Source organism: Chryseobacterium sp. R2ACT005, assembly GCF_049949215.1.
In the GTDB taxonomy this organism is placed as follows: Bacteria; Bacteroidota; Bacteroidia; order Flavobacteriales; family Weeksellaceae; genus Chryseobacterium.
On sequence record NZ_CP188192.1, the window covers coordinates 1,905,787 to 1,918,882 of the forward strand.

General features: G+C 37.2%; 12 protein-coding genes. 3 read left to right on the forward strand and 9 right to left on the reverse strand.

Annotation, left to right across the window (positions count from 1 at the left end; genetic code table 11):
- Nucleotide 1: 1 nt before the first annotated feature.
- The 3 genes from ACPF63_RS08800 to ACPF63_RS08810 form a co-directional block, all read right to left on the reverse strand.
- Complete coding sequence (locus tag ACPF63_RS08800; protein WP_426482723.1) at nucleotides 2–3,907, reverse strand: response regulator; 3,906 nt, start codon at nucleotides 3,905–3,907, stop codon at nucleotides 2–4.
- 360 nt (nucleotides 3,908–4,267) lie between these two features.
- Nucleotides 4,268–4,450: an aspartate/glutamate racemase family protein gene (locus tag ACPF63_RS08805; RefSeq protein ID WP_426483207.1), complete on the reverse strand. Its 183-nt coding sequence runs from the start codon at nucleotides 4,448–4,450 to the stop codon at nucleotides 4,268–4,270.
- Nucleotides 4,447–4,983: an aspartate/glutamate racemase family protein gene (locus ACPF63_RS08810; RefSeq protein ID WP_426482724.1), complete on the reverse strand. Its 537-nt coding sequence runs from the start codon at nucleotides 4,981–4,983 to the stop codon at nucleotides 4,447–4,449. Before ACPF63_RS08810 ends, ACPF63_RS08805 begins: the two co-directional genes overlap by 4 nt.
- A gap of 85 nt (nucleotides 4,984–5,068) precedes the next feature.
- Here ACPF63_RS08810 and ACPF63_RS08815 point away from each other — a divergent pair, with 85 nt between their 5' ends.
- On the forward strand, nucleotides 5,069–6,487 hold the full coding sequence (locus ACPF63_RS08815; protein WP_426482725.1) for a PLP-dependent aminotransferase family protein: 1,419 nt from the start codon (nucleotides 5,069–5,071) through the stop codon (nucleotides 6,485–6,487).
- A 105-nt stretch (nucleotides 6,488–6,592) separates the two neighbouring features.
- On the opposite strand, the gene ACPF63_RS08820 is transcribed toward ACPF63_RS08815, so the two are convergent.
- The 3 genes from ACPF63_RS08820 to ACPF63_RS08830 all read right to left on the reverse strand — a co-directional run bounded on the left by ACPF63_RS08820 (nucleotide 6,593) and on the right by ACPF63_RS08830 (nucleotide 9,613).
- On the reverse strand, nucleotides 6,593–7,990 hold the full coding sequence (locus tag ACPF63_RS08820; RefSeq protein ID WP_426482726.1) for an alkaline phosphatase: 1,398 nt from the start codon (nucleotides 7,988–7,990) through the stop codon (nucleotides 6,593–6,595).
- A 77-nt stretch (nucleotides 7,991–8,067) separates the two neighbouring features.
- A complete protein-coding gene (locus tag ACPF63_RS08825) occupies nucleotides 8,068–9,270 on the reverse strand; it encodes a GTP-binding protein (RefSeq protein ID WP_426482727.1) in 1,203 nt (400 codons plus the stop codon).
- Between the two features lie 4 nt (nucleotides 9,271–9,274).
- Entirely contained in the window at nucleotides 9,275–9,613 is a 339-nt protein-coding gene (locus ACPF63_RS08830) for a MerC domain-containing protein (protein ID WP_426482728.1), read from the reverse strand.
- A gap of 86 nt (nucleotides 9,614–9,699) precedes the next feature.
- Here ACPF63_RS08830 and ACPF63_RS08835 point away from each other — a divergent pair, with 86 nt between their 5' ends.
- Nucleotides 9,700–10,089, forward strand: a complete 390-nt coding sequence (locus ACPF63_RS08835; RefSeq protein ID WP_077417243.1) for a Fur family transcriptional regulator — start codon at nucleotides 9,700–9,702, stop codon at nucleotides 10,087–10,089.
- A 71-nt stretch (nucleotides 10,090–10,160) separates the two neighbouring features.
- On the opposite strand, the gene ACPF63_RS08840 is transcribed toward ACPF63_RS08835, so the two are convergent.
- From ACPF63_RS08840 to ACPF63_RS08850, 3 genes are all read right to left on the reverse strand, one after another.
- Nucleotides 10,161–10,646, reverse strand: a complete 486-nt coding sequence (locus ACPF63_RS08840) for a hypothetical protein (RefSeq protein ID WP_077417245.1) — start codon at nucleotides 10,644–10,646, stop codon at nucleotides 10,161–10,163.
- Nucleotides 10,647–10,731: 85 nt separating this feature from the next.
- Nucleotides 10,732–11,076 (reverse strand): hypothetical protein, encoded by a 345-nt coding sequence (locus ACPF63_RS08845; RefSeq protein WP_180563790.1) that lies wholly within the window; start codon nucleotides 11,074–11,076, stop codon nucleotides 10,732–10,734.
- A 55-nt stretch (nucleotides 11,077–11,131) separates the two neighbouring features.
- Nucleotides 11,132–12,340, reverse strand: coding sequence for a hypothetical protein (locus ACPF63_RS08850; RefSeq protein WP_426482729.1), 1,209 nt, complete (start codon nucleotides 12,338–12,340; stop codon nucleotides 11,132–11,134).
- 215 nt (nucleotides 12,341–12,555) lie between these two features.
- Between ACPF63_RS08850 and ACPF63_RS08855 the strand changes: the two genes are divergently transcribed.
- Entirely contained in the window at nucleotides 12,556–13,047 is a 492-nt protein-coding gene (locus tag ACPF63_RS08855) for a hypothetical protein (RefSeq protein ID WP_077417253.1), read from the forward strand.
- Nucleotides 13,048–13,096: the final 49 nt, after the last annotated feature.

Genomic DNA, 13,096 nt, shown 5'->3' on the forward strand with positions numbered 1-13,096 from the left:
TTTATTGTATTAAATGTTTAATTAATTGTAGTCCTGTAGTTATTTCCTGGATAATTTCCTGTTCCATGGAAGCAAAATCCATATCTGGATCTGTTTTTCTTTCCCAATTTGCAGTATATTCTGTAAGCTTTAGCAGTCCGGCAGTTCCGGCAGTTCCTTTGAGTTTGTGAAGGATCAATTTCAGATTGGTACTGTCTTTTTCAGCTGTGCTTTTTTTAATATCTTCTTCAGCCTGAGTAAGCTGCTGTATTACGAGGTCCAAAAATACTTTTCTGAAATCTTCATCATCATCACCTATTTGTTCATTCAAAAGATTGATATCCAGATGTTTTGAATGATCCAGAGCATCCTCAGAAACCATGTGATCTTTATTCATCAGGTATTTCTTCAGCATTTCCAGGAGATCGGCCTGTCTTAAAGGTTTAGGCAGAAAATCATTCATTCCGGAATTTATACATTTTTCCTTTTCACCCAACACATTTCCGGCTGTTACTCCAATAATTGGAACATCGGCATAGCCAGGCAGTAAACGGATTTGTTTTGTTGCCTCAATACCGTCCATTACCGGCATCTGAACATCCATTAAAATGATATTGAATGTTTTTTCTTTGCAGTGTTCCCAAGCCTGAAGACCATCTGTTGCTTCTGTGAGTTCTGCATCTGGAATCAATGAACGCATCATTTTGTGGTTCAGGACCATATTTACAGGGTTGTCATCTACCAGCAAAACTTGAGGTGCCTGCATCAGTGGTGATGCTTCTGTTTCTGGCGGTGTAGTATGGCTGATTTCTTTTTCCGTATACTTCACGGCCTGTTTCAATGTTTTATACAGCTCTTCAGATTTGATAGGCTTCAGCAGGAAGTAAGAATTGTTTTCCTGACGGAAAGAATTGATGACATCATGCTCTTCAGAAGAAGTGTGAAGGATAATCAGAGGTGAAAGTTCGTTTTGTTTGTTAAACAGTTCCTTGATTTTTTCTATCGTTTCCAGCCCCGAAATAATTGGCATGTGATAATCCATAAGAATGACATCGAAACGTTCCCCTGCAAGAAGTATCTGAAGGGCTTCCATACCATTGGCTGCCAGCTTTGAATCTATATTTTTATAAGCAAGCATATGCTGAAGAATCACTCTGTTGGCTTCATTATCATCAACAATAAGAACTCTGTTTATTTTCAGATCTTCATCTTCAGGGCGTTCTGTCATTTCACAAGGGAGCTGAATGTCAAAATAGAAAACAGAACCTTTATCAACCTCACTCACCAGAGACAGACTGCTTCCCATATATTTCAGAATATTGTTCGAGATAGTAAGGCCAAGTCCTGTTCCGCCATAACGTTTGCTGATAGAGCCGTTTTCTTGTGTGAAGGCATCAAAAATAAATTGTTGTTTCTCCTTGGGAATACCAATTCCCGTATCCCGGACTGAAAATCTTAATGTGATATCTTTATTGTCAATTTTCAGTTTTTCCACTTTAAGTTCTATTTCTCCCTGTGCGGTAAATTTGACAGCATTTCCGAGGAGGTTGATCAGAATCTGTTTCAATCTGGATTCATCCACCCAGATGGTTTCAGGAAGTCCCTGCTCTATATTTAACAGTAATTCTATATTCTTTTTCTGCGACTGGTAAAGGATCACATTGATCACCTGGCTTACAATATCATATACATTGGATTTTTCAATGGAAAGATCCATTTTTCCGGATTCTATTTTAGAAAAATCAAGAATGTCATTGATGATGTTTAACAGATTTTCTCCGGATTCATTAATATAATTGAGGTATTGAGTCTGTATCTCATTCAACGGCGTTTTTAACAGAAGATCAGAGAAACCAATAACACCATTCAGCGGAGTCCTGATCTCATGGCTCATATTGGCTAAAAATTCAGATTTTGCTTTATTGGCAATATCGGCCATTTTCTTGGCATTTTTAAGCTCTTTATTGATTCTTACCGATGCTGTAATATTTTGTGCAGAAACAATAATTCCGCCTATTGTACGAGTAGAAAGATACCATGGAGTAACTTCAATATTATAATGCTGAATTATTTCTTTATCGGGAACTTCTATTGCCATATCTTCATTTTTATAGGCAATTCCTGCCAGGGCATCCTGGTAGATCTTTATCCTTTCATCCGGTACATTAGGAGAAATCTTGAACATATTTTCTCCGAGAAGCCTGATGTCATTCATTTGGAATTCATTTTTCCAGCTGCTGCTTACAGAAAGGTAATTAAGATCTTTGTCAAACATAGCCACAGTCGCAGGAACATATGTAACGAATGACTGCAGCATCGCCTCTTTTTTGGCCAGCTCAAGGTAGATTTTTTTGAAATTATCAATATCCTGAATGATTCCGTAGACTCTGATACAGACCCCTTCTTCAAATTCCGGTATTCCTTTTACCCTTACCCAGATCGTCACACCGTCATTCCGGACAAGCTGTAATTCTTCATCGTAAGGAACTCCTTCTTTTACAGCTCTTTCGAATAATAATTTCAGTTTTTCGCGGCTGTTTTCACTATAGAAGCCCAGCGCATTTTCCAGATCAGGCTGGAATGTTTTGTCTATTTTATGTATTTCTCTGGTTGACTGTGACCAAAATACGGTATTCTTTTTAAGATTCACTTCCCATCCTCCCACCTGGGCTACAGCACTTGTCTGTTCCAGCATTTTTTTGGTATGAACAAGATCTTTTTCCAACGTCATTCTTTCGGTAACATTCAGCGCGGTACTTACTACATAAGGTTTTCCTTCTTTGTTGATTTCTACCAGATTATGGTACATCCAGATCACTTCTTCACCTCCTTTTGTTTTCAAAATCATGGTTCCGAAATCTTCCTGGTTTTTGTTGATTCTTTCCAGGTACTGCTCCAACAGAGGCCAGTTTTTTTCAGGAACAAGATCTCTCAGATTCAGTCCTTCCACTTCTTCTGCAGAATACTGCAGGGTTTCTCTGCCTTTTTCGTTTACAGCAGTAATATTCCCTTCCATATCATGCATACTCATCAGTCCTATTGCATTTTCGAAGAAGCTTCTGAAACGGCGTTCAGAACTTTCAAGTTTCAGTTTCTCTTCGATGCGCTGAGTAATATTGATTCCAAAACAGAAAATTTCAGAATGATCCTGATTCAGTTTCAGGTACCACTCTATAATAGTCTGTGTATCACCAATGTTTGTAGAAGTGGTAAATGTTACTTCTTCCTCTGTAGTGGGCAGATTTTTGGTAAGTAATTGCAGCTGGGAGTTATGACTGCCCAGAACACTAAGAAAATCCCGGTCAATGACCTGAGACTTCTCCAATTGAAATACACTTTCAAAAGTCGGATTGACATCTTTTAGAGAGAAATCTTTATTCAAAACACAGATCAGGTTATTGGAAATACTGAAGGTTTGTTGAAAATATTCAGCCTGAATGTTTTTTCTTTTCCCCATCAGAACTTTTGTAATCGCCTCACCTATTTTTTTCAGGGTTGAAATCTGATTGTCTGTAATGGTTTTTGGTTTATAATCGATGACACAGAGGGTTCCTAATACGAATCCTTCATCATCAACCAAAGGAACTCCTGCATAAAACCGAATTCCTCCCGCTAGAATTATTGCGTTGTCAGAAGACCTTTCATCTAATAAAGTGTCATTAATAATTACAACATCCCCGCTTGCAATAGAATACTGGCATACCGTATTTTTCCGGTCTACAAAATCCAGGGCAAGCCCCACACAGCTTTGGATGGTTTGAGTTTCACTTTCCATCATTGCAATAAGCGCTGCAGGACAGTCGGTCACAAGGCATGCCGTTTCTGCAAAAATGTCTAACTGGGGATCTTTTTCCAGGTTTAAAAGATCATAAAACTCCAGTTTCTTCATTCGGGCTTCTTCATTCGCAGGAATTAGATACTTCTTCATATATTATTTCAACGATTAGAGATTTTTCTTTTTTGATTATTAAAAAATGATAATCAGATCCTTAAAGTTTATATTTTAAACATTTTTAAATGCTTTAAATTATTATTTTAATAAGTAAACCAAAGTACGAAATAATTTTATATTCCATTATAGTAAATTTTATAATAAAGGTATATACCTGTTTATTTCAAATTAATTGAAGTGAATTCTGGATTTTTAAAGAAATAATAGGCATTATGGAAATAAAAAGTACCACATCTGATGATATGGTACTTATAGTTGAAACCGTTAGTAAATTAAACTAATTAATTATTATTGGTTTCTTTTAAATTGAACTGTATTTAATTGTATTTTAATGTTTTATGGAACAACTGTTATATTGTCCTTTGAAGCGGCAAATGCTACAGCAGCATCTACATGAATTTGAATGGTATCAAATACCGGAACAGCAACATCTTCCTGCTTGATCAGAAGCGGAATTTCTGTGCAGCCTAAAATAATTCCCTCTGCTCCACGGTCTATAAGCTCCTGGATAATCTTCAGATATTTTTTTTGGTTTCAGGATTAATAATTCCTCTGCTTAATTCATTTCTTAAAATATCCTCGATATAATCTCTGTCTTCACTTTTCTCAGGAATCAGGGGCTCCAGACCACCTTCTATCAGTTTATCCTTATAAAAATCCAGCTCCATCGTATAGCTTGTTCCTAGCAAACCGATTCTTTTTAATCCTTTTCGTTTAACGGCATTGGCTGTAGCAGTTGTAATATGAATGAGCGGTAATTCTATTTGTTCTTCAATCCTGTCGGCAACAATATGAGCAGTGTTGGCACAAAGTACAATAGCTTCCGCACCTGATTTTTTTAAATTTTCGGCAGCATTGTAGAGAAGTTCAAAAGTTGCATCCCAGTCATACTCTGCATTAAATTGCTGAAAATGGTTGAAGTTGACAGAATAAATAATACATTCCGCAAAATTCAATCCACCCAGTTGCTGATTTATTCCTTCATTTAAAAGACGGTAATAGTCTAAAGTAGAAGCCCAGCTGATGCCTCCTACCAATCCTAATTTTTTCATATTCTTCTTATTTTTTTGTTCAGTAAAAGTAGATATCTTTGCTGTGTTGTAACAGATACAAAAAATGAATATATTAGTATAACAGATGAAAGATTTTCAATACATAGCACTTGCGGATAAGTTTGAGCTTTCCATCAATAACGGAACGTATCCTGTGGGAGCTAAACTTCCATCATTACGCAGTATCCGGCAGCAGTTTAATATAAGTGTTGGTACTATTCTGAAAGCTTTCACTCTATTGGAAGATAAGGGGTTGGTAGCAGGAAAAGAAAGGTCAGGATTTGTTGTGCTCCGTACCTCAGTTTCTTCTGTAAGTCTGCCAAAACAGGCCGAAAACAATACTCTTGCTCAAAAAATAGCAATCGGAAAAGTGTTACAGGAAGTCTCATTTCCGGATTCTGAAAACAAATCTTATGTTTCATTTTTCAACGCTGTTTTACATCCGGATCTTCTGCCTTTTAATGCTTTACGGAGAAGCTTACAGCAGGCTTCCAGAGATTTAACAGGTCAGCATTTACAGTATGAGCCTGCTGCAGGAAATAGTCAGTTGAGAACCGAAATTGCCCGCAGGTCTTTCCTTTGGCAGGGTAATATCACAGCTGATGATGTGATTATCACGAATGGTGCATTGGAAGCAGTAAGTCTTTGCCTGCGTGCTGCAGCAAAAACGGGTGATACGGTACTTGTGCAGTCTCCAATCTACCATGGTATATTGCAGACAATAGAAAGCCTTGATCTCAAAGTCATTGAATTCTCCGGCTGCCCTTTAACCGGAATCAATATTCAGGAATTGGCAGAAATCTGCAGCAGACAAAAGATTTCTGCCTGCCTGTTAATTTCAAATTTTAACAATCCGAATGGTATTACTTTAAATAATGAAAAGAAATCAGCAATAGCCGCTTTTGCTGAAAGAATGCAGGTTCCGGTTATAGAAGATGATATTTATGGAGATTTACATTTCCAGACACAGCGCCCAAACACTATAAAAAGCTATGACAATAATGGCTGGGTTATGCTTTGCTCCTCTTTTTCTAAATCGGCTGCCCCTGGTTACAGAATCGGCTGGTGTGCTGCAGGACGGTTTTCAGAACAGGTGGCCAGATTAAAAGCTGTGACTAATGTTGCAACAGCAAGCATCATACAATCTTCTTTGTTACAGCTACTGAAAACAGGAGCCTATGACCGTCACCTGCGCAAACTTAGACCTGAACTGCACAGACTGATGCTATTGACTATTCAGGCGATAGAAAAATATTTCCCATCTGATGTCCGGATGAGCCGGCCTGAAGGAGGTTTGGTAGTATGGATAGAGCTGCCTGCCCATATTGATGCATTTGAGCTTCAGAAAAAAGCTATTGACCAGTTTGTAAATTTTGCTCCGGGACCACTGTTTTCCAATAATGGAAATTATCGAAACTATATCCGGATCAGCTGCAATAACGTTTGGAATGATAAAGTAGAAAAAGCTTTGAAAAGATTAGGCGATATTATAAAGAGTATGTAAATAAATCAGAACTTACAAGATCTGATGATAAATAAAAAAACAAGGCGGACACAATCAATCCGCCTCGTATCTCCCAAATAATTAAATATGAAAAAATATGAATGTCTATATCAAACAGGCTTTCAGCATCAGATCATGGAGGTCTGTATTTTTAATAAAAGGCTGTAAAAGTTCATTTCCGGGACCAAAAGCCGCTACTTCCACATAATCTCCGGAATGGTCCATGCTGATCCAGCCTACAGAATTTCTGCTTTTCTGAATTTCTGAGTAGAGTTTAAAAGGCAGTTTTTTATAATTATAAAGTCCTTCTTCCTCTTTTTCAAGTCCGTTGTAAAAGCTTAGCAGATGTTTGGCTTCATCATCATTCAGCACAATTTTGTTGCTCTCATAAACCCAGTTTTTAATATCTTTTACCGAATAGTCTTTCTGAATTTTGTTCAGAATATATTCATTGGTGTATTGATAGTCTGAAATGCTGTTAAAATTCTTGGTGGCATCAGTTCCGTAAATCGTTCCGGGATTGGCATTTCCATGGTCTGTAGTGATGATGACTAAGGTATTTCCATCTTTTTCGGCAAAATCTATTACTGTTTTTACAGCTTCATCAAATGCAAGCTGATCATGAATGAGTGCTGCAACATCGTTAGCATGGGCAGCCCAGTCTACTTTTCCGGCTTCTATCTGAAGAACAAAACCGCTGGGATGATCTTTCAGCTGATCAATGGCGGTCTTTGCCATTTCTGCAAGAGTCGGTGTATTTTTGAATTCCTGAACATGGGTTCTGTCAATGCTGTAAGGCATTGCTCCTGTACTGAATATTCCTAATAATTTTTCTCCTTTTTTGATTTCTTTAAGGTCGGTTTGTTTTTTTAAAATTCTGTATCCTTTTTTGCTGTACACAGAATAGATATCTTTCTTGTCTTCTCTTTTGGCGGGGTTGAAAAATTCGTCTCCGCCTCCTAACAATACATCAAGTTCCAGCTCGGCATACATTTCAGCGATTTGGGGTTCTGCATTTCTTTTTGAAGAATTTACACAGAATCCTGCAGGAGTGGCATGTGTAATGGTAACGGTTGTCACACAGCCTGCTTTTTTTCCTGCTTTTTTATATTGCTGCCATATGGGAAGATGTTTTTCACCGTTGAGTCCCATATTCAGGACTCCATTCTTGACTCTTATTCCTCCTCCGAAAGCGGAACTTGCTGCAGCGGAATCCGTTACAATAGAACTTGCAGAGGCAGTGTCCATCAAGGCTCGTGTCACTTTTTTCTCATGATACAGATTGAGCCAGTTACTCCCTTTTCCCAAAATATTCCGGGAATACAGATCTGCCATGGAAAGTGTTCCAAGACTCATCCCGTCACTTACCATAAAGATGATGTTCTTTGTTTTTCCTGTCCGCGGATTTTCTATAGCCTTCCCGAAGCTCCAGAGGTCAGTCGGTAATAAAGTAAATAACCCTGAAAGTAATGCTGAACCTTTTAGAAATTTTCTTCTGTCCATATTTTTTTGAAATAAGGTGGTAAGTTATTGCATTTAGTTTTTTATCGAAACAAAGTTGCATTAATTAAAGGTTAATTTTAAATATCCATTGGAAAAGGATCTTCAAAAGGTTGTTTCTGATCAAACAATTCTTTTTCCTGCTCATTAATAAGACAATGCTGCAGGTCTGACACCATTTGATCTTTATCCAGGTTCTGCCCGATAAATACAAGCTCATTGATTCTGTCGCCCCATTTTTTATCCCATCTGCTTTCTATAAATTCCTGATTTTCTGCAAATGAAGAATACAGTGCGCGTTGGTTCATAGGCATGCTGCCCCACCATACTCCAGCTTTTTCCAGACGGAAAGATCCTCCGGCCTGGGAAAAATTCAAAGCATCATCTGGCCTTGAGGCCAGCCAGAACAATCCTTTTGCCCTTATTGTTCCTTCAGGGTAATGATGATTCAAATAGTTCCAGAGCCTTACAGGATGAAACGGTTTTCTATCTCTGAAAACCAGAGAGCTGATTCCATATTCCTCAGTTTCAGGAGTATGATGCTCAGATTGTAATTCTTTTTGCCAGCCAGCTGAAGATTGTGCTTTATCAAAATCAAAAAGTTGAGTATTTAAAATCTGCTGAGGTTCAATTTTACCAAATTCGGAATGTAGAATGACAGCATCAGGATTTAATTTTTTAATGGCAGCTTTTAAAAATCCAAGTGTTTCGGAGTTGATAAGATCTGCTTTGTTTAAAATAATCACATTGGCAAACTCAATCTGGTCCGTAAGAAGATTGACAATGGTTCTATAATCTCCTTCCATATCGGTAAGGTCACGATCCATCAACAGTTCATTGGAACCGAAATCTTTCATAAAATTGAAACAATCCACTACAGTTACCATCGTATCTACATAGCTGAAGCGGGAAAGGTCTATTCCACTCTCATCATCTATATAGGTAAAGGTTTGGGCAACCGGAATGGGCTCACTGATTCCCGTGCTCTCTATCAATAGGTAATCAAAACGATTTTCGTGAGCAAGACGTTCTACTTCTACCATCAGATCTTCGCGGAGTGTACAGCAGATACATCCGTTGCTCATTTCTACCAGCTTTTCTTCCGTTCTTGAAAGAGTATTTTGATTTTCAATAAGACGGGCATCAATATTCACTTCGCTCATATCATTCACAATGACTGCTACTTTCAAGCCTTGTCTATTATGCAGAATATGATTGAGTAATGTGGTTTTTCCAGCTCCCAAAAAACCACTGAGTACCGTTACAGGAAGTTTCTTCGTCATATATTTAATGTTTATGATTTTTAAAATTGATGATATGTCCAGTAATTAAACCCGCAGTTCCAAGATAGATCAGAGGAACATGAATTTCAAAGATCAGATCTGTGAGTACAGAAATAAAGATGAGAGAAACGGATATCCAGAATAAAAGTTTCAGCCAGCGGTTGGTTATCTTTTTGGTTACTCTGAACACGATAATGATACCAATACAAAGGAACCCCAAATCAATATAGGGATTATGCGATATTCCCAAAGGGACAATCAGTAATAATGGGAAGACAATACAATGAATCAGGCATAAAACAGCAGCGGAGATTCCTACAGCATCAAGAATTTTTGATTTCATAATAGTATGGATTGATTTTCTTATTGTAACTTTGTTGCAAAAGTATAAATAAAAACCCGAATAAAGCAACTTTGTTGCATTAAAACATGAAACAAGTTAGAAACACGCATGCTAAAACTGAAATTTTAAGTCTTATCAATGCCTCAGATATAGCCCTTACCCATTCTGATATACAGAAAAAACTGGGTGACCTATGCAATAGAGTAACGATTTACAGGGTATTGGAAAGGCTTGAAAATGAAGGGGCTATCCACAAGATCGTTAATATTGACGGCGTAGTGAATTTTGCAAAGTGCAGCGGGAAATGTACTCACGAAAAACATTTTCATAATCATGTTCATTTCAACTGCAAAGAATGTCATTCTGTGACGTGTATTGAAAACGCGATTCCGGAATTCAGTTTACCGGAACATTTTATTGCACAGGAGTACAATTTTATCATCAGCGGGATATGTCCGAAATGTGCTGATGCTTAGGATGATATATAATAAACAGGCAGATCTGCTAATTTGTAAATCTGCCTGTTTTTATCACAATGAAATTTCGACTATAAAGAAGAGATATAGACTTCTATTTTGGTACCATCATAATTGAATGTGCCGTCAGAATTTCTTTTGCCTAATACCCATTTCATATCTACAGGTACAGACCATGCAGAACCTAATGAAAATCCGTTAACAGATCTTATTTCATTTCCTTTTCCTGTTGTAACCGCTGAATGAAAGAAGGTTTTATCAATAAGTCTGTAGAAACCAATAGCTTTTCCTGCAGGAATTGGTGAATATCCGTCCCACTTTTCTCCTGAAGGATAGTTAAATACAGTTAACCATTTTTGTCCGGCCGATTCTGCCAGCTGAGCAGGACTTATAGAGGCACCACGCATATATAAAGCATAGGCTACCACATCATGACATACTCCACTGTTGTATTTCGAAATATTCTCTGCTCCTGAGAGAATAGCATGAGCAACGGGTGCTCTTTCTGATAGGGATAGCTGAGCCTTCCTGGCTCCTTCCGGTGTAATAAATGACATATAATATTTTGTTTGGTAGCGTAAAGATACAGCTTTAAATTTAATCACTGTTGTTGGAGAATAGGACTAGATTTTTAGCACATTATTAGTCTTTTATAAATTCCAGTAAGCGTTGTCTTGTAATTACCTGGTTTGCTCTATAAAAATCATCATCATCCAGTCGGGCCAGTGATGCGGTGGATTGTTTAGAAAGCCATAAAACAAATAGTTCTCTGTTTTTAAAAACCATTGGAAATGAAAAATCAATCCCATCATAAAGCTCTCCATATAGAAATTGATTTTTTTCGTCCATTTTCATGGCCATTCCGCAAAAATCACGGTGCCGATATCCAAGAAAATAACCTTTCTGAAGTTTGTCTGCAACGAGTTCTGCCATCTTGAAACCAAATATAGAGGTGTCTGCAGCTAAGTAAATTGGATCATTGATCATGAGATGTAAATCTTAGAATTATATAATTTTAATGTAAATAATAATCAAATATATTCTAGCAATAGTACATACATTCATAGCTGAAAAGTTTTCCATCTTTAAAAGTAAAAATAAAGAGTCCTGCATCTCCATTCTGGATGTAATATTCGTGGGGAGAAGAAATCCAGCGTGCAGACAGCATATCCCCAAAACGGGTTACAAAATTTCTTTCATCATAATTGGAATCCATACGCTCATTTCCTAAGACTAAAGCTTCACCATTACTGAAGGACATTTTATAGATACTTCCGGAAACTTTTCCTTTATATTCTTCAAAAGCAATAATAATATTAGGTGTTCTATAAAAATATTGAGGTTCCCAGCCGCATTCCGGCATATTGGGGATCTCTTTAACCTTCTGCATCTCCAGTTGTCTCATCTGTGCATCTGTGATTTTTCCGTCAAAAAGAGAGGTTTCCTTCCATAGGAAATGCATATTTAATGCTTTCAATTTCTTTTCATAAGCCTGTGTACCTGGCTTTTTTGCAAATTGATCTGCCAGAAGAAGTTCAAAATCGATATCTATCTTTGGGTTTTCTATACCGGTATTGGATTCTTTCCAGTATTGTAAGGCTTGTTTAAGGTTTTTATCCCCAATCCATGCCATTTCACGCAGTCTTCCAACCTGAGCCAGTTCTTTTTCTCTGTCTTTGCCCTTCGCTGCCAGGTAGTCTTTCAATACTTTTTCGTAGGTAAGTTCAGTACCCAGATATTTCATTTGGATATATGCGGGATTTTCGTGGAAATGATCACCAATGTAGATCCAGCCATCCTCATATAGAGGAACATAATCAATACAAACCATTTCATTTAAAGCAGCTCTTCGGATTGCTGCACTTTCTGTTGTAGGAGCTTTCCTTACACGCAATTCTGATACCTGTACATAATAATGTGGGCACTGATATCCTTGTGTTCCTCTATAAAAATACTGAGCGGGTTCACCCGCAGATTTCTTTCCACGCATGTTTTTTTGTAAAGGCTGACGATTTATAAAGCCAATATCACCGTTGCTTACCTGTACTTTGTATTGTGTGCGGGTAGAATCGAGAAGATAAACCGGAGCTTCGGTAGAAAATATCCCCAGAAGATCCTTATTATTTCCTTGATCTCGGTAGAGATGTCCCCATTCGGATGTATAAACCGGGTGTTGATCAGGGCTCTGAGCCATAGTATTGTAAAAGCAACAATGAATGATGCTGGCTCCTAAAAGTATTTTTTTCAACATATAATAATTTGTAAAGGGTAAAAAATCTCCAGTTTTTTCAAGTGGATGGGTTATTGCTATAAGGTTATTTCCTTCAAAAATACTAAAAATGAAGGGTTGTTCTATACTTATTGTTATTCAGAATCGGTATAAATTCCATCCTATTCACTTACTTCCATTGGGTAGAGTAAATAAAAATACTATTTTTATCGGCCAAAAAAAAGTAAAGACTAATTATGCCGACTGATGCTTCTCATAAGCTGATTCCGATGACCACTTTCGTGCTGGAATATTATTCACACGAAGGATATGCTGATCTTCAGATTTTAAATCTGATGAATAATTATGCCAATTTTTTAAAGAAGCGTTTAACTCTTGGAATGTTTGTTCCTTTAGATCGTGAAGGAAATATTCTGAAAGAACCTAAAAATTATGACTCATGGAAATCCCTTGACCATAATGACGGAAAAAGAACTGATATTGCAGGTTTTGAAGAATACGGCGAATATCAGAAGGCAGAACAAAACTGTATGTTTGAAGGTTTTAAAGTAGATTATAACGGATATTCAAAAGTGAGAATCATCGCTTCATATGATGCTTCTATCGAATTATCTTTTAATAAAAATGACCTGATTCCTTCAGGATTTAATGATGTAGAATCACTTACGGTGTTTGATGATATCTTTTTGACATCCAGTGCATTAAGGGCAATCGGAATAAAGAGATAAAACTTTAATATATAAAAAACGTTTATCAGATTGATAAACGTCTTTTTGT

Bases quoted from the DNA above. Each gene is read 5' to 3' on its own strand.
- ACPF63_RS08800 (WP_426482723.1), bottom strand. From the start codon at position 3,907: ATGAAGAAGTATCTAATTCCTGCGAATGAAGAAGCCCGAATGAAGAAA.
- ACPF63_RS08810 (WP_426482724.1), bottom strand. From the start codon at position 4,983: ATGAAAAAATTAGGATTGGTAGGAGGCATCAGCTGGGCTTCTACTTTA.
- ACPF63_RS08815 (WP_426482725.1), top strand. From the start codon at position 5,069: ATGAAAGATTTTCAATACATAGCACTTGCGGATAAGTTTGAGCTTTCC.
- ACPF63_RS08820 (WP_426482726.1), bottom strand. From the start codon at position 7,990: ATGGACAGAAGAAAATTTCTAAAAGGTTCAGCATTACTTTCAGGGTTA.
- ACPF63_RS08825 (WP_426482727.1), bottom strand. From the start codon at position 9,270: ATGACGAAGAAACTTCCTGTAACGGTACTCAGTGGTTTTTTGGGAGCT.
- ACPF63_RS08830 (WP_426482728.1), bottom strand. From the start codon at position 9,613: ATGAAATCAAAAATTCTTGATGCTGTAGGAATCTCCGCTGCTGTTTTA.
- ACPF63_RS08835 (WP_077417243.1), top strand. From the start codon at position 9,700: ATGAAACAAGTTAGAAACACGCATGCTAAAACTGAAATTTTAAGTCTT.
- ACPF63_RS08840 (WP_077417245.1), bottom strand. From the start codon at position 10,646: ATGTCATTTATTACACCGGAAGGAGCCAGGAAGGCTCAGCTATCCCTA.
- ACPF63_RS08845 (WP_180563790.1), bottom strand. From the start codon at position 11,076: ATGATCAATGATCCAATTTACTTAGCTGCAGACACCTCTATATTTGGT.
- ACPF63_RS08850 (WP_426482729.1), bottom strand. From the start codon at position 12,340: ATGTTGAAAAAAATACTTTTAGGAGCCAGCATCATTCATTGTTGCTTT.
- ACPF63_RS08855 (WP_077417253.1), top strand. From the start codon at position 12,556: ATGCCGACTGATGCTTCTCATAAGCTGATTCCGATGACCACTTTCGTG.